A 20,669-nucleotide genomic window follows, 5' to 3' on the forward strand; every position below is an offset into this window, starting at 1 on the left:
CTGCCACCCAGACGCGCCCGCTGCATTGTCTTCTGCACTGCCGCCGCTCCTCCCCCGTTCGAAAACTATGACCGGAGGTACCATGCCCTTCGGGCGACTTCCGGGCTCCAACCCGGTGTCGTACTCTGTGGCACCGCTTCCCTTCCGTTGCGATGGTCCCATGTCCAGGCGCATCAGCCAGAGCGTCTCCCTCACCCCGGAACTCGACCGCTTCGTCCAGACTCTGGTGGCGTCCGGCCGCTACCAGACGGCCAGCGAGGTGGTGCGCGACGGGTTGCGCCTGCTTCAGGAGCGTGTTGCGCCGTCGCCGCCGTCGCATGCCCACCCCCCTGCCCCAAGCGGCGGCCATGATCCCTGACGCCACCGGTTCGGAGTTGGATTGGCCCAGCGGCGGCGGGAGCATGGGAGCGCTGATCCGGGCCCATGATTGGGCTGCGACGCCCCTCGGACCGAAGGCGAACTGGCCGCTCTCCTTGCGGGTTGTCGTCGACCTGACCCTCGCTTCCCCGCTCGGTATGATCGTCCTCTGGGGTCCTGACCTCATCCAGATCTACAACGATTGCTACGCCGAGATCATCGCCGGCAAGCATCCCCGCGCCCTCGGCCAACCCACCCGCGAGTGTTGGCCCGAGGTTTGGGACTTCAACGGGCCGATCTACGAGGCCGTGCTCCACGGTGAATCCCGCGGGTTCGACGACCAGAAGCTGATCATCGAGCGCAACGGAGCCCCGGAGGAAACCTGGTTCGACCTCACCTACAGTCCGATCCGCAACGATGCCGGAACCATCGCGGGCGTCCTGGTGACGGTGCATGAGGTGACCAGCCGCAAGCGGACCGAACTCGCCTTGCGCGACAGCGAGAGCCGCTTTCGCGCCCTGGTGGAGGCCTCCTCCTACGCCATCTACCGCATGAACATCGACTGGACGGAACTGCGGCAGCTTGACGGGCACGGCTTCCTCACCGACACGACGGACGGCAGCAAGGCGTGGCTCGAGGAGTACATCCATCCGGACGACCAGCCGCAGCTTCTCAACGCCATACGGGAAGCCATCCGGACCAAGAGCCCCTTCGATCTGGAGCATCGGGTCCGGCAGGCCGACGGATCACTGGGATGGACGCATTCGCGGGCGGTGCCGATCCTGGACGCGGACGGCGAGGTCTGCGAGTGGTTCGGGACCGCCAGCAACATCACCTCCCGCCGGAACACCGACGAGGCGCTGCGGCGCAGCGAGGCGCGGCTGTCCGCCCTCTTCGCCCGCGCGGCGGTCGGTCTGTCGGAGATCACGCTGGATGGCCGCTTTCTCCGCGTGAACGACGAACTCTGCCGAATCCTGGGACGTCCGCGGGAGGAGGTCGTGGGCTTGTCCGTCGCCGACGTCACCCACCCCGATGATCTGGCGGCGAGCCGCAACGCCATCGAACAGGCTTTGCGGACGGGTGAGACCGTGGCGCTCGACAAGCGCTACCGGCGGCCCGATGGGACGTATGTCTGGGCGAACAGCGGCATCACGATCGTGCCCGGCAACAACGGGGACGAGCGCCATTTCCTGGCGGTCACGGCCGATCTGACCGCCCGGCGGGAGACCGAAGCGGCCCTGCGCGAGAGCGAGGCTCGGTTCCGTCTGATGGCGGACGCCGTGCCGCAGATCGTCTGGATCACCGACGCCGAGGGACGGGTCGAGTTCTTCAACCGGCGATGGACCGACTACACCGGTGTCGCTTACGACCCTCGGACGGCGCCGACCTCGGTGTCGGACGTCATCGCCGACTTCATCCATCCGGACGATGCGGCGCTGACGGCCGAGCGCTTCCAAGAGGCGCAGCGCACGGGCAACCTTTACCTCGTCGAGCATCGTCTCCGTTCGAAAGCGGGAGACTACCGCTGGTTCCTGGTCCGCGGCCTGCCCTACCGCGATCCGCGCAGCGGTGCGATCGCCCGCTGGTTCGGCACCTCGACCGACATCCACGACCACAAGCACGCCGAAGCCCTGCTGCAGCAGGCACGCGACGCGGCCGAGGCGGCGAGCCGGGAGAAATCGAATTTCCTCGCTTCGGTCAGTCATGACCTGCGCCAGCCGGTGCAGGCGGCCAACCTGTTTCTCGAGCTTTTGCGGCGGCAGCCGCTCGACCCAAAGGCGCGCGAGCTCCTGAAGCCGCTGTCGGACAGCATGACCAGCCTGACGGGCATGCTGAGCGGGCTGCTGGAGGTGGCGCGGCTCGACGCCGGCCTGCTCACGGCGCAGGCGCGGGTCTTCGACCTCGACGAGTTGCTGAAGCGTCTTTACGGCGAGTTCCAGGGACCGGCGCGCGAGGCGAAGCTGTGGTTGCACGTGCCGCCGGCTGCCAGATCGGTCCGGTCCGACCCGCTGCTGGTGGAGTTGGTGCTGCGCAACCTGATCTCCAACGCCGTCAAATACACCGAACAGGGCGGCGTCACGGTGGAGACGCGCGTCGAGGAGGACCGGCTGGCGATCGACGTGACCGATACCGGGCGGGGCATCGCCCCGGAGGAGATGGAGCGCATCTTCGATCCCTATTACCAGATCGGGAACGCGACCCGTGAGCATGCGCGCGGCTTCGGCATCGGCCTCGCCACCGTGCAGCGGGTCGCCGATCTGCTGGCGACCCGGGTGACGGTCCGCTCCGAACCCGGTAAAGGGTCCACCTTCAGCCTGACGCTTCCGTTGGCCGAAGACGAAGCGCAGGTGTCAGCCGCTGGAAGGGAAGCGCTCTGCGGGACGTTGCGGGGCCGGACCGCCCTGGTGGTGGACGATGAACCAATGGTGCTGAAAGCGTTGGAGGTCACACTGGGGAGCTGGGGCGTGTCCGTGCATACGGCCCGCACGTTGGCGCAGGCCCGGACCATGCTGAAGGAGTTTGAGGCTGCACCGGACATCCTGATCGCCGATCATTCCCTGGGTGCGGGAGAAACCGGCGTGGCCATCATCAGCGAAGCCCGCCGACGCGGCACGCCGGTCACGGTTCTGGTGACCGGCGACACCTCGGCTGAACGGCTGGCCGAAGCCGGGCGAACCGGCATTCGCATGCTGCACAAGCCAATCGATCCCGCCAGACTGGAGGCATTGCTCGCGAAGGGGCTACAGGGGCGATAAGAACGCTTTTTGTGATCGGGCCGGTTCGGTCGAGCCTCTTCCCACCGTGATCTCGTCGTGTGGATCGGCATGGAGTAAGGGGCTCTCCCAAGTTTCGTGCGGCCAAGCAGAGGTCGAGCGGGCGACGCTGAACAGCCGGCGGGAGGCACAATCCCTTGCAGATCAGGGGGCACGATCGTCAGGCGTTGACCATCGCCTGACCACGCCTTTGCGGATCCGCAGGACCTCATGTCGGCAGGGTGGCTGGCATCGGGACGCCTAGGCGATCGGCCCATGGCGTTAAAGCATCCACGATGCCGGGAGCCAGAACCAGCCCGTTCGCGATTGCGGTCCGCTTGCGCCGCAGACCTGCGGAGCCCGGCATCCGCACCGGATTCGCTTCCTGCCGGGACGGCCCTGCAACGCATTCTCCGACCGTGAAGCTGGTTTCCCGGATGAAGGCCTCCCGGCCTCCGAAGGCTTCCGGATCGAGCACCTGGACGAACACGGACGCGCCCCAGTTTTCAGGCCTGTCGGCTCGGCCGTGACCGCCCAGTCCGCTCGTGAGGGCTTCCACCATGAGAGCGAGGGCGAACCCCTTGTGGCCGGACTCAAGGCCTCCGAGCAGCATCAGGCTGCCCCTCGGATTATCGTCGAGCACGTTCGGATCGTCGGTTGCTTCGCCCTTCCCGTCGACAAGCCAAGGGAAAGGGGCCTTTTCCCCGGATGCGATAAGCCGCCTCGCCATTCCAACCGTCGCGATCGACATCGAGACGTCGATGAGGATCGGATCGCCGTCCGTCGGGATGCCCACCGCGATGGGGTTCGGTGTCAGGACAGGCCTGCTTCCGCCATGCGGGGCGACGGCCCTGACGGCAGGATCCGAGCTCTGAATGATGCACACCAAGCCGGCCGAAGTGATCGGCTCGAGATATGCGGCAAGGCACGCGATATGGTGAGCACGGCGGATGACGACCGTACCCGTCCCGAAGGTTCTGGCACGCCTGCTCGCTTCGTCGCACGCCAACTTCGTCAGCCACGGGCCGGGCAGCCAAAGCCCGTCCCACGTCGTGGCTGCCGGAAAGTCGCTGACGACGTCATACGTACCCGATGCTCTCATAGTCCCCTTCTCCAAGCTGCCAAGGTAACTGGAGAGCTGCGCGAGACCGTGGGTGCTGTGGCCGAGAAGGTCGCCTTCGACGAGCACGTCAGCGACGGTTTCCGCGATGACGGCATCTACGGCCTTGGCGGCAAGGAGACCTTTCGCAAAGGTCCTGAGGACGGCGGGATCATAGTGATGCTTGATGTTCATTTGAATGTTCCGGTTCAGCTCGTCACGACGGGAACCGACTGCCTCGAGCGGAACAGCCGGAGCAGCGGGATGGCCCAGACGCACACGACGAGGAGCGCGATCGTGCCGGCGATGGGGCGCGACAGGAACGCGGTGAGGTCGCCGCCCGAACTCGTCATCGTGGTCACGAAGTAGTTTTCGAGCATCGGCCCCAGAACCACTCCGAGGATCGCCGGGGCGATCGGGAAGCCCGCTTCCTCCAGGAAGAACGCGAAGACGCCGAAGAAGAGCATGATCGCGATGTCGAAGCTGCTGTTGTTGATGGCAAAGCTTCCGAGGATGCAGAAGATCAGGATGCACGGCATGATCACGCGCCTGGGAAGCCGCGTTATGGCACTGCCCCCGTGTATGGCCGCCCAGCCGACGGGGATCATGACAAGGTTGGCGATGACGAAGATCGCGAACAGCGAGTAGAGCTGCACGGCGTTCGTCGTGAAGAGTTCCATCCCGGGATTGAGGTTCTTCATGTAAAGCACGCCAATGACGATGGCGGTGATGGAATCTCCGGGGATGCCGAAGACGAGCGCCGGGATCCAGGCGCTGGCCAGTGACGAGTTGTTCGCCGCGCCCGCCTCGACCAAGCCCTCGGGGTGCCCGGTGCCGAACCTCTCAGGCGTTTTCGAACGCGCCTTGCTCACGCCCATCGACATCCAGGCGGCTATGTCCGCCCCCGCGCCCGGCAGCGCTCCGACGACGGTCCCGAAGGCGCTGCCGCGCAGGAGCTGCACGGGGTACTTCGTGATGATCGCGGCCGACGCCCGGATCGCGCTTCCCGTGGACTTGATGGGTTCGCTGAAATCCCGCCTGCTGTTGGTCGCATACCGGAGGATTTCCGAGATCGCGAACATGCCGACCATCATCGGGATGAGGGCCACTCCGTCCAGGAGGCCCGCCTCCCCGAAGGTGAACCTCGGGATTCCGGCGTTGTTGTTCATGCCGACCGTGGCGATCGCCAGGCCGAGCATCAGCATCGCGAGTCCTTTCAGCGGATTGTTCGCCCCGATCCCGGCTGCGCAGCTCAGCCCGAGGACCACGAGCCAGAAATATTCGGCGGAGCTGAAACGTATCGCGAATTCGGCGAGGGACGGAGCGACCATGACCAGGACGGCCGTGCCGAAGAGACCGCCGAACGCCGAAGACAGAAGACCGATGCCGAGCGCCTTCTTGGCGCCGCCCTGCCGGGCCATCAGATAAGATTCGTCGGTGTATGCCGCCGAGGCGGGGGTGCCCGGCATCCTGAGCAGGCAGCCCGGAATGTCACCGGCGAAGATCGCGACCGCCACGGCCGTGATCATCGTCGCAACGGCAGGAACCGGGTCCAGGAAGAAGGTGATCGGCACGAGGAGCGCAGTCGCCATGGTCGCCGTCAGGCCCGGTATCGCGCCCATGAAGAGGCCGAATATCGCCGATCCGATGATCGCAACGATCGTCTGCGTCGTGAGGATGTTGGCAAGGACGTCAGACAGCATGGAACACCTCCATGAGCAGCCGCTCGACGGCGCCCTCCGGCAGCGGGACCATGAGGACGCTGCGGAACAGCAGGAAGCAGCCTGTCGAAACGAGGACCGACACCGACGCCGCAACTCCGACCTTCGTTCTGAAGACCATCATCAGACCGAAGAGGATGCCTGAGGAGACGGCGAGAAAGCCTACAACGTCAGCGAAGGCCATGTAGGCGATGACGGATGCGGGAACGGCGAACACGGAGGCAAGCGTCCGCGGGGAGAAAAGGCCGTCGTTGAGGACGACCCATGGCTCCATCCGGCCTGAAGACACAGCGTTCAGCAGAATGGCCACGGACGTCAGCACAAGCGCGACCGCGATGGTCATCGGAAAGAGAGCGGGACCGACCGACTGCCCCGGCAAAGAGGGCAAGGTCCTGGCGCCCAGGAACAGGGCAACCGCCAGGACGAGCAGCAGAACCGCTATGATGGCGTCGTTGAATTTCATCGGAAGGCTTTCCTTCGATGCGCACGAACCGACTGGGGATGAAGAGACGCGCCCTCATAGCGGAACAGGGCAGTGACGCCCCGCGCCGCCGGTCCGGGCAGGCGGTCGCGGCTACTTCGCGAGACCGATCTCTTTCAGGCCCGTGGCCATCTCTTCTTCGCTGGTCACAAGGAACGACTTGAGATCCTCGCCCTCGATCCAGGCGACGCCGAAGCCCCTGTTGCCCATGAACTCCTTGAACTCCTTGGACGCAGTTCCCTGCTTGACCACGGCACGGAGCCTGTCGGCAACCTCCCGGGGCAGTCCGGCAGGCGCCATCACCCCTCGCCAGGAGCTGAATTTCAGCTCGGTCGCACCGACCGCTTCCGCGGTGGAAGGCACGTCGGGATAGCCGGGATTGCGCTTGTCGCCGATGACTGCGAGCGGGCGGACCTTGCCGGCCTGGATGAGCGAGGCAGCCTCCGCGAGCGTCGTGAGGGTCACGTCAACGCCGCCGGCGACCATTTCCTGGAGGCCGGGGGCCGAGCCCTGTGAACTGACGTAGGTGGGCTTCATGGGGTCCACCCCACGGTCCTTCAGAAGAAGGCCGAAGGCGATCTGGTAGGAGCCGCCGAACGCGCCGCCCGTTGAAACACGGACCTGCTCGCCGCTCTTGATGGCCTCGAGCAGTTCGGCGAGCGACTTGTACTTGGAATCGGTCGTGACGACGACGGAGGTCGCATCGGTGTTGTAGACGGCGATCGCGCTGAAGTCCGTCGTCGGCCGGAACTGCGAGAGGCCCGTCGGTTTGTAGGACATGGATTCCGTCGTGGCGACGCCGATGGTGTATCCGTCCGGCGCGGCGGCGGCGATCGCCGAATGCCCGACCAGGCCGTTGCCGCCCGGCCGGTTCACCACATTGACGGGCGTGCCGAGTTCTTTCTCCATCAGGGCGGCGAGCATGCGCCCGGTCGCGTCCGTGCCGCCGCCCGCCGAAAACGGAATGATCATCGTAATTGGCTTTTCGGGCCACGCGAATGCGGGCTGGCTCATGCCGGAGACCGCAGCAAGAACGGCTCCTGCCAGCAGGTTGAAAATCATCGGCTTGCGTGCCTTGTGCATTTTTCCCTCCCGTTGCGTACCCCTCGTAGTGACATAATTGAGCAATGCATGCAATAATCATTTATGTTTTTGGCCCTTGCCGCTCTTATCCTCCCATGCAACGCTGATCCCTGCCCATGCCCGGCAGCTTTCTGCGGAGTCTCGCAGCCCGAAGCATGAGGTCCGACGAGCGCCTTCCCCTTCACGGCCTTCCGCCTCGGCGAGCACCGACGTGGGTTTGGGCGGCGAGGGTTCAGGTTCCTCCCTGTCTTCGGTCTCCGGCGGGCGGCTGTCACGACTCGCCCCCTCCGCCCTGGCAACGAGCCGCGTCCATTCCTGAGGCCTGCGTCGAGCACGCAGGAATCCGGTCGAGGCCTTGCGAAAGAACACTCTCCGGAATCCACTGGGATGCGGCTTTTGTGAGGTCAGCGCGCCAAACGGCTACTGGCCGACCAGGTAACTGACCGCCTTCATTTCGCTCACGTTGCGGAAAGCCTCAATACGCTCCGCCGCTTTCCGGCTGGAGGCGAGCAGATGCGCCGACAGGCGGGCCATTGCGAGCTGAGGATCACGCTGGAGGACCGCATCCACGATCTCCAGGTGTTCGCCCATGAAGGCGTCGATGCCCGCCATGCCCCGGATCGCCTGCTGGATATGCTTGCCGGCCACCAGCACGCAGTGGGTGCGCCTCAGAGCCTCCATGATCTCGACGTTGCGCGTCCAGCCGAGGAGATCGATGTGAAGGTCCTTTTCCAGCTCGTCCAGTCGCGCGCCTTCGATTTCCGGAAAATCCTTGCCTGCGGCGAGGATGCGGGACCGCAGTCCCTCCACGAACTCGGTGGGGACCTCGTCCACGGCGGTCTGCAGCGCCGCGGGCTCGAGCAGCACGCGGACCTCATAAAGGTCCCGGAAGCGCCGCTCGTCCAGTGGATTGACGAACCACCTGGACTTCTCGTCCCGGCTGACGATGCCCATTTCGGCGCCGCGGTTCAGGATGTCTCCCGCGACCGTCCTGCTCACGCGGTAATGGCGGGAAAGGGCCAGTTCGTTGATGTGCGCGGTTCCGTAGACCGCATGCAGAATCACCGTTTTCTCGAAGTCGTAGTAGAACTTCTCCCAGGCGAACGTCTTCGGGTACTCGCGCCCCTCCGGGCTGAGATTGAGCATTTCGGGAGTGAGCCTGACCCGGATCGGCTCTCCCTCCGTGCCCGCCAGCAGGCCGCGACCGCTGAAGCGCCGGACGAGCCCTTCGGCCTCCAGCGCGGCGAGCGCCTGCTTGACGGGGGTCCGGCTGGAATTGAACAGCGTCGCGATCGGTCCCTCCAAAAGGACAGCGCCTCCAGGCAGCGACTTCTCGAGCACGGCCGTTCTCAAGATGTCCGCGATCGCCTCCTTGGCGAGCGTTCTATGCGACATGCCTGCCCCTTTCACGCGTCATGTAACCGCCCCTAGCTGCCAAGGCACGAATTCATTGTCACCATAGTCAAACGTCTCGCTCAAGCTCTTCTGTCCGGATGCGACGGCGATGATCAGCTCGAATATGCGCTCCCCGGCTTCGGAAATGCTGTCGCTCCCGTCGATGATGCCACCGCAGTTGAGGTCCATGTCCTCGCTCATTCTCTCGTAGAGCGCGTTGTTGGTCGCCACCTTGATGCACGGCGCAGGCTTGAATCCCGATACGGATCCGCGACCGGTGGTGAACACGATCATGTTGCACCCGCCTGCCACCTGGCCGGTCACCGCGACCGGGTCGTAGCCGGGCGTGTCCATGAAGACGAATCCCGGCGTGTCGATGATCTCGGCATATTCATAGACCGCCTGCAGCGGCATCGAGCCGCCTTTCGCGACCGCGCCCAGCGACTTCTCGAGGATGGTGGTCAGCCCTCCCTCCTTGTTCCCATGGGAGGGATTGTTGTTCAGTTCGGCGCCGTTCCTGGCCGTGTAGTCGCGCCACCAGTCGATGCGGTCCATGAGCTTTCCGGCAACCTCGGGCGTCGCGGCGCGGCGGGTGAGAAGGTGCTCGGCGCCATAGATCTCGGGTGTTTCGCTGAGCACCGCCGTGCCGCCGTGCTTAACGACCAGGTCGGAGGCGTAGCCGAGCGCAGGATTTGCGGTGATGCCCGAATAGCCGTCGGACCCGCCGCACTGCAGCGCCAGCTTCAGACCGGAGAGCGGCACGGTCTGGCGCTTGATCGCGTCGATCTCGTCCAGCATGCCGTCGATGATCCGGATGCCTTCCTCGACCGTTTTGCGCGTCCCCCCGACCTGCTGGATCGTCATCGTGCGCAGCCGCGGCACGTCCTGCAGCTCGTACGCGTCGACGAGGTGGCTGATCTGGTTCGTCTCGCATCCGAGGCCGATGAGCAGTACGGCGGCGAAGTTCGGGTTGCGCGCATACCCGTTCAGGACCCGGCGCAGGTAGAGATAGCCTTCCGTATCCGTGGGAATCGCACAGCCCGTCCCGTGGGTCAGCGCCACCACGCCATCGATGTTGGTCCGCCCCCCGAAGCCGACAGCCTTGTAGTGGTTGGCGATGGCGCGCGACACGGTGGCGGAGCAGTTCACGGACGTGATGATGCCGATGCAGTTGCGCGTCCCGACGAGGCCGTTCCCGCGCACGTAACCTTCAAAGGTCCTGCGGCGTTCAACCGGCAGAAGCGGTGTCGGGCCCCCGTCGACCGCGAAATCATGGGAGGCGTTGCTCTCCAGCATCGACACATTCGAGAGGTGGACGTGCTGCCCGGGCGCGATGGAGCGGGAGGCGACGCCGATCACCTGTCCGTACTTGATCACCGGCTCGCCGGGAGCGATGGCTGCCGTCGCGACCTTGTGGCCGCTGGGAACGGGCTCCAGCGTGACGGTTTCGCCGAGATCGGTTCCGCTTTCGAGGCGACGGGTTGCCACGATGACGTTGTCCGCATCGTGCAGACGAATGGCGGCGCGTTGCTGGCTGGTGTCGCTCATCTGAAACCCATATTGCATATTGTGCGCAAAAATCATTTATGATAGCGCTCAGGAAGTCAAGAACGCTCTTTTGCGTCGCCGGCTTTTCGAGGAGGATCCTTCAGTATGAGTGCGAGAACCTATTCGGGGCTGTTTCCAGTCGCGCCGACGCCGTTTCACGAGGACGGCACCCTGGACCTTGAAGGACAGCGCCGCGTGCTCGACTGCATGATCGACCAGCAGGTCGACGGAATCTGCATCCTCGCCAACTATTCGGAACAGTTCCTGGTGTCGGACGGCGAACGCCGGCAGCTGACCGAGCTCTGCCTCGAGCAGGTCGCCGGACGCGTTCCGGTGATGGTCACCTGCAGCCATTTCAGCACCCGGGTGGCTGCGGACCGCGCCCGTCACGCCGCGGACCACGGCGCCGAGCTCATCATGGTGATGCCGCCCTATCACGGGGCGAATTCCGTGGTGACGAAGATCGACGAGACCGCGATTTACGAGCATATCGCGCGCGTGGCCGAAGCCGCAGGCATCCCCGTCATGATCCAGGACGCGCCGATCAGCGGCGTCAACCTTTCGATCGAGTTCCTGGCGCGGTTGGCCCGGACCCTGCCCCTCGTGCGCTACTTCAAGATCGAGGTGCCCGGCACCGCCTCCAAGCTGCGGAAGCTGATCGAGGCCGGAGGGGACACGATCGAAGGCCCCTTCGACGGGGAAGAAGCGATCACGATGATGGCCGACCTGGACGCCGGCGCGACCGGCGTGATGTCGAGCGCCCTGCTGCCCGACCTCCTGCGTCCGGTCTACGACAGGCATCGCGAAGGAAACCGCCAGGGCGCGATGGACGCTTACGAGAAGGTCCTGCCCCTCGTGAACTACGAGAACCGCCAGTGTGGCCTGCGCGCCGCCAAAACCGTCATGAAAGAAGGGGGCGTCATCGCATCCGACGCCGTCCGCCATCCCCTTGCGCCGATCGAACCGCACACGAAGGCAGGCCTGCTGGAACTCGCGCGCGCGGCGGATCCGCTGGCAATCCGGTGGGGCAGATAAGATGTCGGACAACAGCGAAGGCCGGACCATCACCGGCAGGACACGGGTCCTTGGCATCCTGGCCCATCCGACCGAACACGTAAAGGCCCCGCCGGCGATCAACAGGATCGCAGCGGAGCGCGGTCGCGACGCGGTCATGGTGCCGTTCAACGTCGCTCCCGCCGACCTTGCGGCGGTGGTGACGGCGCTGAGGAAGGTAAAGAGCCTCGATGGATCGATCGTCACCGTGCCTCACAAGCAGTCGATCATGGAGTTCTGCGACGAGGTCACGCCGCAGGCCGCCGCGGTGGGCGCCGTCAACATCCTGCGGTTCGAGCCCGACGGCCGGCTGATCGGCGGCCAGCTCGACGGGATCGGATTCGTCGCGGGACTGCGCGCAGCGGCCGTCGATCCTTCGGGACGGCGGGTCTTCCTGGCCGGCGCAGGCGGCGCGGCAAGCGCCGTCGCCTTCGCTCTCGCGGAGGCGGGCGTCTCGCACATCACCCTGTCCAACCGCAGCCGGCCCAAGATCGAGGACCTGCGGGACCGTCTCCAGGCCTTCAGGCCCGGGCTGTCCGTTTCGCTCGGCTCCGGCGACGCGGGCGGCCATGACCTCGTCGTCAACGGCACGACGCTCGGCATGAAGGCCGGCGATCCGCTGCCGATCGATCCCTCGACGCTCCGCGCCGACATGGTCGTCGCCGAAGTCGTTATGGAGCCCGAAATGACCGCGCTGCTCATCGCGGCGCAGGAAGCAGGCTGCCGCGTCCATCTCGGCCGCCACATGCTCGATCACCAGCTTCAGCTCATGGCCGACTTCATGGGGCTTTGAGCGCCCGCCCAGCCTATCGGACCGGATCGGTTTCATCCGGCCAATCAACAACGTCGGGAACTGTCATGAAAGAACTTGCGATCAACAACGGCCCCCGGGCGATCGAAGGCACGCTGCCCAGCTTCCGCGACGCATCCGGCAGGACGTTCGGCGAGGAAGAGACGCGCCATCTGCGGGAGGTGATGGAAACAGGCCGGCTGTCGTTCCTGACCGGACCGAAGACGTCCGAGTTCGAGCGCCGCTGGGCGGAGATGTACGGAGTCGAGACCGCCGTGGCCGTGGCCAATGGAACCGCCGCGCTTCATGTCGCCGTCACCTACCTCAACCCCGATCCCGCCGACGAGATTATTTTGTCGCCGATCACCGACGTCGGCACGGTCATCCCGATCCTGTATCAGCTTGCCATCCCGGTCTTCGCCGACGTCGACCCGAAGACGCAGAACATCGACCCCGCCTCGATCGAGCGGAACATAACCCCGCGCACGAAAGCGATCATCGTCACCCACGTCTACGGCCACCCAGCCGACATGGACGCGATCATGGCGATTGCGCGCAAGCATGGCTTGGCCGTGATCGAGGACTGCGCGCAGGCGCACCTCGCCTACTACAAGGATCGCCTCTGCGGGACGATCGGCGACGTCGGGTGCTTCAGCTTTCAGCAGTCGAAGCACATGACGACCGGCGACGGCGGCATGGTGATCACCAACGGCGACGGTCGCTTCGGACGCAATCTGCGCCACTGCTCCGACAAGGGCTGGCCGCGGGAGCGTGGCGGCCGCGACCACCTGTTCCTCGCGACCAACTACCACATGACCGAACTGCAGGCCGCCGTCGGCCTCGGCCAACTGGGCAAGCTCAAGCGGTTCGTGGACGCGCGCATCACGTCGGCCGACCGCCTGACCGAACGTCTTGCCGGCGTCCCGGTCACGCCCGTGCTTCCGGCGGAGGGGACCGTCGGTGTCTATTTCTTCTACAGCTTCCGCGTCGATCCTGCGGCGCTGACGGTCTCCGTGCCGGAGATGATGAAGGCCCTGGTCGCCGAAGGCATTGACGGGTTCATCGGCTATCCCGGACCGATTCCGCTTTACCGCTACCCGCTCATCCGCGAGCACAGGACATTTGGCAACTCCGGCTGGCCGTTTACCCTCGATGGCGCACGCAGGGACGATTTCGCGTCTGAGCTGTGCCCGGAAGCGGAACGGGCCTGCCGGGAGACGGTGTGCATGTGGTGGACCGACCGGTTCGAAGACCGCCATGTCGAGCAGATCGCGGCCGCGATCGACAAAGTCATGACCGCTTACGCCCGCGCCTGATCCTCGAGGATATCCCATGTTCAAGAACTGCATCGCCGGCGAGTGGATTGGATCGGAAGGACGGGAGAACATCAACCCGTCCGATACGGATGACGTCATCGGCGTGTTTGCGAAGGCAACGCGCGAGGACGTGCTTGACGCGATTTCCGCAGCCAAGGCCGCCTTCCCCGCATGGTCCCGCTCGGGACCGCTCGTCCGCCACGCCGTCCTGCGCAAGGCGGCGGACGAAATATTGGCGCGCAAGGACGAGCTGGGCGCCCTGCTCGCCCGCGAAGAAGGCAAGACGCTGCCGGAAGCCGTCGGCGAGGTCGTGAGGGCGTCGCAGATATTCGACTTCTTCGCGGGTGAGGCGCTCAGGCTCGCCGGCGAAACCGTTCCCTCCGTCCGCCCGGGGATCGCCGTCGAAGTCACCCGCGAGCCTCTCGGCGTGATCGGCATCATAACGCCGTGGAACTTTCCGATCGCGATCCCGGCGTGGAAGATCGCCCCGGCGCTCTGCTATGGGAACACGGTCGTCTTCAAGCCGGCGGACCTGGTCCCGGCCAGTTCCTGGGCGATCGTCGACATCCTGCAGCGCGCCGGCCTCCCGGCAGGCGTCCTCAACCTCGTCATGGGGCGCGGGTCGCTGGTCGGCCAGACGATCATCGACAGTCCCGACATCGCCGCGATCACCTTCACGGGTTCGACCCCAACCGGAAGAAAGATCGCGGCGGCATCCGTCGAGCACAACCGTCGCTTCCAGTTGGAGATGGGCGGCAAGAACCCGATGGTCGTGCTCGACGACGCCGACCTCGGGGTGGCCGTCGAAGCCGCGGTGAATTCCGCGTTCTTCTCGACCGGACAGCGCTGCACCGCATCCTCACGCCTGATCGTCACCGAAGGCATCCACGACCGCTTCGTCGCGGCGATGTCCGAGCGACTGGCTTCTCTCGTCGTGGACAACGCGCTCAAGCAGGGAACCCACATCGGCCCCGTGGTCGACGAGGGGCAGCTCCAGCAGGATCTGGATTACATCGAGATCGGGCGGAGCGAAGGAGCCCGCCTCCACTTCGGCGGCAGGCGCCTGGAACGGGAGACCAAGGGATATTACCTGGAGCCGGCTCTCTTCACCGAAGCGACCAACGACATGCGCATCTCCCGCGAGGAGATCTTCGGACCGGTGGCCGCGGTGATCCGGGTTAAGAATTACGACGAAGCGCTGTCCGTCGCCAACGACACGCCCTTCGGACTTTCGGCCGGCATCGCCACGCAGAGCCTCAAGCATGCGACGCACTTCAAGCGAAACGCTGAGGCCGGCATGGTCATGGTGAACCTTCCCACCGCGGGAGTCGACTTCCACGTGCCGTTCGGCGGCAGGAAGGCCTCGTCCTTCGGTCCAAGGGAACAGGGGCGATACGCGGCAGAGTTTTTCACCACAATCAAGACAGGCTACACTCTCGCCTAGGAGCCTGTTTGAGAAGGCGGCTAGAATACATCATGCAGTGGGGGTGTTGCGGTTTCTCTGCTATATGTTGTTTTCTGCCGGACTTTGCAAACAGCTCCAAGAGCAGCGGCGAAACGGCGGAAGCCTCTAACAGCTTCCGCCACTTTGTAGGCAAAGTTCATTATTTTTGCGCACGCGCGACCATTATCTCGCCGCGCAAGCTCACAGATTTTCTGTGGCTCGATCCATAAAAAAGATTATTGCCGACAAAACTCAAAATGATATGGTGTGTGCGACCGGCTGCCATCAGCCTGCGGCTTCAACAGCATAGAGGATCGAACACTTGATGGCCGCGACAATCGTTGATTTCAAAGGCGTAAGGAAGAGCTTCGGATCGCTCGAAGTCCTCAAGGGCATCGACCTTCATCTGAATGCGGGCGAAGTGATGGCGCTGATCGGACGCAGCGGCTCTGGAAAGAGCACAGCGCTCCGGTGCGTGAATGGTCTCGAGCAGATCAACGCCGGAACGCTCACGGTCTGCGGACACGGCCTCCATGAACCTGAGGTGGATCTCCGTGCGCTGCGCCGCGAGGTCGGCATCGTCTTCCAGGGGTACAACCTCTTCCCCCACCTTACCGTCGCACAGAATGTGATGCTCGCCCCGCGCAAGGTGAAGAAGGTCGGCGCCGCCGAGGCACGCGACCTCGCGGCGGAGGTGCTCTCGCAAGTCGGGCTTTCGGACAAGCTGGACTCCTATCCCAGCCAGCTCTCCGGCGGACAGCAGCAGCGCGTCGCGATCGCGAGGTCCCTCGCGATGCGTCCCCGCCTGATGCTCTTCGACGAGGTCACGTCGGCACTCGATCCCGAACTCACGGGCGAAGTGCTCAAGACCATCGAGAAGCTCGCCTCCGACGGGATGACCATGCTGCTGGTCACGCACGAGATGTCGTTCGCGAGTTCGGTCGCCTCCGAGATCGTCTTCATGCATCTGGGCAAGGTCTGGGAGCGCGGCCCCCGCGACCTCCTTTCCCGGGCCTCCACCCCCGAACTGAGGCAGTTCATCGGAACCGGCCTCTAGCGCGGGCCGACCGACCCGCCCCTACCTGGCTCGGTCAACCGCGCCGCCGGCAAGAAACAGGCTCTTCCATGCAATCATTGCAATTCGGGTGGCTCTCGCAAAACATCGGCATGCTTCTCCATGGTGCGCTCACCACCATCCTCCTGACCGTCGCGGCGTGTGCCGCCGGGAGCCTCATCGGCATCGCGGTCGGCCTGTGCAGGCAGCGCGGAAATCTTGTCCTGCGCACCGTGGGAGCGACGTACGTGGAAGCGATCCGGAACACTCCGCTTCTCGTGCAGGCCTTCATCGTCTATTTCGGCCTCTCGAGCGTAGGCTTCCGCCTCGACCCGCTTTCGGCGGCGCTCCTGGCCCTCGTGGTCAACTGCGGCGCCTATTCGGCCGAGATCTTCCGCGCAGGCTTCCAGTCCATCCAGCCCGCTCAGCACCAGGCGGCGGAAAGCCTGGCCCTCTCGAAGTTCCAGGCATTCGTCTATGTGATCCTGCCGCAGGCGCTGAGGAACATCTGGGTGCCGCTCAGCGGCCAGTTCGTGCTGATCATGCTCGCTTCGAGCATCGTCTCCCAGATTTCGGCCGAGGAACTCACCGCATTCGCCAATCAGATCCAGTCCAGCACGTTCCGCAGCTTCGAGGTCTACATCGTTCTCGCCGTCATGTACCTGGCCCTGTCCATCCTGCTCAAGACCCTCCTCTCGCGCATGGCATACGTGCTTTTCCCCGAGCAGCGGGTCCTTCGCAGATCGCAGCGGCGCGCGCGCAGAGGAGTCCGATAATGCGGGAGTTTTCCTACAACGATCTCTTCTTCCTCCTCGACGCCACCCAGTACACGCTCTGGCTGTCGCTTGTCTCGCTCATCCTCGGCGGCGTGATCGGCATCGGCGTTTGCCTCATGCGGCTGAGCACCTCGCGGCCTGTGGCGGCCCTCGCCTCGGCGATCGTCGCGGTGGGTCAGGGAGTGCCTCCCCTGGTGCTCCTCTTCCTGGCCTACTTCGGCCTGTCCTTCGCGGGAGTCGTCGTCAGCCCCTTCATCGCCGCCTGTGTCGCGCTGAGCTACTTCGCGGCGGTCTATCTCGGCGAAATCTGGCGCAGCGCCATCCAGTCCATACCGACGGCGCAGTGGGAAGCGTCTGAATCCCTTTCGCTGTCGTGGGGCCAGCAGATGGTCTACGTGATCGTCCCCCAGGCCATACGTCTCGCGACGCCTTCAAGCGTGGGCTTCGTCGTCCAACTCGTGAAGAACACGTCGCTGGCCTCGATTGTCGGGCTGGTGGAACTGACCCGCGCCGGGCAGCTGGTCAACAACGCGACCTTCCAGGCGTTCGAGGTCTTCCTGGCCGTCGCCGCGATCTACTTCTGCCTCTGCTATCCGCTGTCATTGCTGAGCCGCTACCTTGAGAAGAGGACGGCCTACTGATTCCGCGCGCCGGAACAGCTGAACCAAACATCAAAACCAAAGGGAACGAACAATGAAACGCATGCTGCTGTCGCTCATGGTCGCCGCCGCGACTCTCGCCGGAAGCGCCTCCCTGGCTGCAGCCCAGACGCTGGAAGCCATCCAGTCCCGCGGAAAGGTCCTTATTGCCGTAGACACCTCGGTTCCCCCATACGGCATGCTCGATGCGAACATGCAACCGGAAGGCTACGACGTCGATATGGCGAAGCTGATCGCCAAGGATCTTGGCGTTACGCTCGAGCTTGTGCCCGTAACCGGTCCGAACCGAATTGCCTTCCTGGAAAGCAAGCGAGCGGACATTGTCATCTCGACCTTCGGCGTCACGCCTGAGCGGGCCAAGACGGTGAACTTCACAATACCTTACGGGGCCAACCAGATCTGGCTCTTCGGCGACAAGGGCCAGGCAGCCGCGTCGGCCGCGGACCTCTCGGGGAAGTCCGTGGCCGTAGTCCGCGGTTCGATCCAGGACAACATGGTGACCCGCGTGCTCCCCCAGGACACCGTGATCCGGCGGTACGAGGACGACGCCACGGCGGCGACGGCCCTGTTGAGCGGGCAGGTTTCCTTCATCGCGACCGGAACGCTGATCGGTGACAAGATCGTCAAGCGCGACGAGAAAAAGTACGGGCGCAAACTCCTGCTCGGACTGAGCCCCTACTCGATTGGCATCCGCAAGGGCGACATGGAGTTCCTGCACATGATGAACACGTTCATCTACACCTACCGCCTCAGCGGCCAGCTGGACGAGATGAGCAAGAAGTGGATCGGCGCCGGCTTGGAAAACCTGCAGTCCTTCTGAAGAACTTTGGAACGCAGCATGCCAGGGGGGAAGGGCGGCATGGCCCTTGCGGTCTCCCGGCCCGCAGATCGGAAATGACGATGACGCAACGCTCCATCCTTGTTGGCCAGATTTGGCACGAAGGACACTCGTTCAACCCCATCCGGACGCGCGAGGAGGACTTCATTTTCCTGCGTGGGCCGCAACTCCTCGACGAGGCCCGGGCGACATCCACGGCCTTGAGCGGCATCGTCAAGACCGCCGAAGCGCTCGGGTACCACTGCGTTCCCGCCATAAGCGCGCGGACAAGGCCGGGCGGAGCAATCGAGCAGACGGCTTTCGAGCGCATCGCCGATCAATTCGTCGACGCTGCAAGGCAGGGAGGCTTCGACGCGATCTGCCTTGACCTTCACGGCGCGACGCTGGCCGAGAAGACCCTCGACCCCGAGGGCTACCTCCTGGGGCGGCTGCGCGAGATCGTCGGCCGTGACATGATGATTTCGGTCGCGCTTGACCTCCATGCCTACCTCACGCCCGAGATGGTCGAGCATGCGACCGTCATGACGAGTTTTCGGACCACGCCGCACGCGGACATCGAAGAGACGGGCGCACGTGCGATGCGCCTGCTCGACGGCTTGCTTGATACGGGCACGGCCCCGCGTGCCGTCTATTCCCTTATCCCCTTTCTTACGCGAGGCAACGACGAGACCTGGTCAGGTCCCCTCCTCGGGATCCACGCGGTCGCGGACGAATGGCGGTCGCGCCCAGATGTCACCGACCTCTCGATCTTCAACGTACACCCGTTCCTCGACGTCCCCGGCTACGGGCAGGTCGTCCTCGCCTACGACATGGGAGCCGGCAGTGCGGTCGCCGCCTGCAAGGACCTGAGCGAGCGGCTCTGGAACGCGCGCGACCAATTCCAGGAACAGCTCATGTCCGTGAATGAGGCGCTGACGATCGCGCAGACCTCTGGACAGCTTCTCGCTTTAGGCGACCAAGGCGACCGTGTCATGGGCGCAGGTCCCGGTGACTCTCCAGAGATCGCGCGGATCGCCCTCCGAGATTTTCCGGACCTGAAGGTCGCCGTTCCGGTCTACGACCCGCAGGCTGTGGCCCGTGCCCGGGAGGCCGGCGAGAACGCGGTCCTGCGGATGCCTGTCGGTGGCGGGTTCACCCTTTCGGTCGATCCGCTCGAGGCGCATTGGACCGTCGTCCGGCTGTGCCGGGCCCGCTTTACCAACATCGGGCCGTACATGGCCGGAACGGAGGCCGACTTCGGTAACGCCGCAGTGCTGAAGAGTGGTGCGGTGACGGTGATCGTCACGGACTTGGCGCCCAACGTGCACGATCCCGCCTTCTACGAGGCCGTTGGCCTTCCGCTGGCAGGTCAGCAGGCTGTCGTCGCAAGAGCCGCCAACCATTACAAGCTCTCATTCGCGGGCATCGCCCGGACGATCACGGTCGACACGCCGGGACTCACCGCGTTCAGGCCGCATCAGTTCCCATTCAGCAAGGCCCGTCCATTCCATCCTCTCGACAAGATCGACTGGAGATTCCGGCCCCGGCTATACAACGGCTGACCTGAGACCGGAAAACTCCTCCAGGAATGGGTAGAGTCCGTCATCGGGGGGAGACGGACAGATGAGACGCAGCCGGTTCAGCGAGGAGCAGATCATCGGCATCCTGAAGGAGCAGGAGGCCGGACAGAAGACGGCGGACTTGTGCCGCCGACACGGGATCAGCGAGGCGACGTTCTACACCTGGAAGGCCAAGTACGGCGGGTTGGAGGTCTCTGAGGCCCGGCGTCTGAAGGCGCTCGAGGATGAGAACGCCCGGTTGAAGAAGTTGCTGGCCGAGGCCATGCTCGACAACGCCATCCTGAAGGACGTCGCCGCAAAAAAAATGGTGACGCCCGCCGCCGTGCGGAGGGCCGTTGCCCATGTCCGTGCCCGCCACGGCGTGAGCGAGCGGCGGGCGTGACTTGTGCTGGGAGTGGATCGCTCGACGGTGCGTTACCGTTCCCGGCGTCCGGATGATGCCGCCGTTCGGGAACGGCTGCGCGAGTTGTCGCGCCAGCGGCGTCGCTTCGGCTATCGCCCGCTGCATCTGCTGCTGGCCCGCGAAGGTCGCCTGCACAGTGCGTTGGCCGGCATCTTGGGTCGGGGTCCAAAAACAGCGAAGGCCGGCTCCGTCTCCGGGGCCGGCCTTGCCGAGCAGATAAAGTTGGTTGCGGGGGCAGGATTTGAACCTGCGACCTTCAGGTTATGAGCCTGACGAGCTACCGGGCTGCTCCACCCCGCGGATGTTCCTTGGGAAGAGAACCGTGTGCGACGATTGTCAA

17 protein-coding genes, 1 tRNA gene and 1 pseudogene are annotated in these 20,669 nt (G+C 64.7%); 12 read left to right on the plus strand and 7 right to left on the minus strand.

The annotated features are described in order from the left end of the window. Nucleotides 1-160 precede the first annotated feature (160 nt). Together DS837_RS29270 and DS837_RS29275 are read left to right on the plus strand one after the other, a co-directional pair. Nucleotides 161-358 carry a type II toxin-antitoxin system ParD family antitoxin gene (locus DS837_RS29270; RefSeq protein ID WP_149167964.1) on the plus strand — a complete coding sequence of 66 codons (198 nt, stop codon included), beginning with the start codon at nt 161-163 and terminating at the stop codon, nt 356-358. Then, nucleotides 348-3,113 carry a PAS domain S-box protein gene (locus tag DS837_RS29275; protein WP_247890192.1) on the plus strand — a complete coding sequence of 922 codons (2,766 nt, stop codon included), beginning with the start codon at nt 348-350 and terminating at the stop codon, nt 3,111-3,113. Before DS837_RS29270 ends, DS837_RS29275 begins: the two co-directional genes overlap by 11 nt. 226 nt (nt 3,114-3,339) lie before the next feature. Here DS837_RS29275 and DS837_RS29280 read toward each other — a convergent pair whose 3' ends face one another. The 6 genes from DS837_RS29280 to DS837_RS29305 all read right to left on the minus strand — a co-directional run bounded on the left by DS837_RS29280 (nt 3,340) and on the right by DS837_RS29305 (nt 10,437). Further along, a complete protein-coding gene (locus DS837_RS29280; RefSeq protein ID WP_149167965.1) occupies nt 3,340-4,404 on the minus strand; it encodes an Ldh family oxidoreductase in 1,065 nt (354 codons plus the stop codon). Between the two features lie 14 nt (nt 4,405-4,418). Further along, nucleotides 4,419-5,912, minus strand: a complete 1,494-nt coding sequence (locus DS837_RS29285) for a tripartite tricarboxylate transporter permease (RefSeq protein ID WP_149167966.1) — start codon at nt 5,910-5,912, stop codon at nt 4,419-4,421. Then, on the minus strand, nt 5,902-6,393 hold the full coding sequence (locus DS837_RS29290; protein WP_149167967.1) for a tripartite tricarboxylate transporter TctB family protein: 492 nt from the start codon (nt 6,391-6,393) through the stop codon (nt 5,902-5,904). Before DS837_RS29290 ends, DS837_RS29285 begins: the two co-directional genes overlap by 11 nt. Nucleotides 6,394-6,504: 111 nt before the next feature. Next, on the minus strand, nt 6,505-7,494 hold the full coding sequence (locus tag DS837_RS29295) for a Bug family tripartite tricarboxylate transporter substrate binding protein (RefSeq protein ID WP_149167968.1): 990 nt from the start codon (nt 7,492-7,494) through the stop codon (nt 6,505-6,507). Nucleotides 7,495-7,914: 420 nt separating this feature from the next. Beyond that, nucleotides 7,915-8,889 carry a GntR family transcriptional regulator gene (locus DS837_RS29300; RefSeq protein WP_149167969.1) on the minus strand — a complete coding sequence of 325 codons (975 nt, stop codon included), beginning with the start codon at nt 8,887-8,889 and terminating at the stop codon, nt 7,915-7,917. Nucleotides 8,890-8,907: 18 nt separating this feature from the next. Further along, the gene (locus DS837_RS29305; RefSeq protein WP_149167970.1) at nt 8,908-10,437 is read right to left on the minus strand and encodes a UxaA family hydrolase; all 1,530 of its coding nucleotides are present in this window, start codon (nt 10,435-10,437) and stop codon (nt 8,908-8,910) included. A 105-nt stretch (nt 10,438-10,542) separates the two neighbouring features. Between DS837_RS29305 and DS837_RS29310 the strand changes: the two genes are divergently transcribed. The 10 genes and pseudogenes from DS837_RS29310 to DS837_RS29355 form a co-directional block, all read left to right on the plus strand. Then, a complete protein-coding gene (locus DS837_RS29310) occupies nt 10,543-11,472 on the plus strand; it encodes a dihydrodipicolinate synthase family protein (protein ID WP_149167971.1) in 930 nt (309 codons plus the stop codon). A 1-nt stretch (nt 11,473) separates the two neighbouring features. After that, complete coding sequence (locus DS837_RS29315) at nt 11,474-12,283, plus strand: shikimate dehydrogenase family protein (protein WP_149167972.1); 810 nt, start codon at nt 11,474-11,476, stop codon at nt 12,281-12,283. Nucleotides 12,284-12,348: 65 nt separating this feature from the next. Beyond that, the gene (locus tag DS837_RS29320) at nt 12,349-13,596 is read left to right on the plus strand and encodes a DegT/DnrJ/EryC1/StrS family aminotransferase (RefSeq protein WP_149167973.1); all 1,248 of its coding nucleotides are present in this window, start codon (nt 12,349-12,351) and stop codon (nt 13,594-13,596) included. A gap of 16 nt (nt 13,597-13,612) precedes the next feature. Continuing rightward, nucleotides 13,613-15,040 (plus strand): aldehyde dehydrogenase family protein, encoded by a 1,428-nt coding sequence (locus tag DS837_RS29325; RefSeq protein WP_149167974.1) that lies wholly within the window; start codon nt 13,613-13,615, stop codon nt 15,038-15,040. Nucleotides 15,041-15,365: 325 nt separating this feature from the next. Further along, complete coding sequence (locus tag DS837_RS29330) at nt 15,366-16,097, plus strand: amino acid ABC transporter ATP-binding protein (RefSeq protein WP_149167975.1); 732 nt, start codon at nt 15,366-15,368, stop codon at nt 16,095-16,097. A 68-nt stretch (nt 16,098-16,165) separates the two neighbouring features. Continuing rightward, on the plus strand, nt 16,166-16,870 hold the full coding sequence (locus DS837_RS29335) for an amino acid ABC transporter permease (protein ID WP_149167976.1): 705 nt from the start codon (nt 16,166-16,168) through the stop codon (nt 16,868-16,870). Then, nucleotides 16,870-17,511 (plus strand): amino acid ABC transporter permease, encoded by a 642-nt coding sequence (locus DS837_RS29340; RefSeq protein ID WP_149167977.1) that lies wholly within the window; start codon nt 16,870-16,872, stop codon nt 17,509-17,511. Before DS837_RS29335 ends, DS837_RS29340 begins: the two co-directional genes overlap by 1 nt. A 52-nt stretch (nt 17,512-17,563) precedes the next feature. Continuing rightward, complete coding sequence (locus DS837_RS29345; protein ID WP_149167978.1) at nt 17,564-18,349, plus strand: transporter substrate-binding domain-containing protein; 786 nt, start codon at nt 17,564-17,566, stop codon at nt 18,347-18,349. Between the two features lie 80 nt (nt 18,350-18,429). Continuing rightward, complete coding sequence (locus DS837_RS29350) at nt 18,430-19,908, plus strand: M81 family metallopeptidase (protein WP_170296039.1); 1,479 nt, start codon at nt 18,430-18,432, stop codon at nt 19,906-19,908. Nucleotides 19,909-19,969: 61 nt separating this feature from the next. After that, nucleotides 19,970-20,455: pseudogene (locus DS837_RS29355) on the plus strand (transposase); the annotation flags it as partial. 97 nt (nt 20,456-20,552) lie between these two features. Here DS837_RS29355 and DS837_RS29360 read toward each other — a convergent pair. Further along, nucleotides 20,553-20,629 (minus strand) — tRNA-Met (locus tag DS837_RS29360). Between the last annotated feature and the right edge of the window lie 40 nt (nt 20,630-20,669).

Source organism: Azospirillum brasilense, from assembly GCF_008365405.1.
Taxonomy (GTDB): Bacteria; Pseudomonadota; Alphaproteobacteria; order Azospirillales; family Azospirillaceae; genus Azospirillum; species Azospirillum brasilense_D.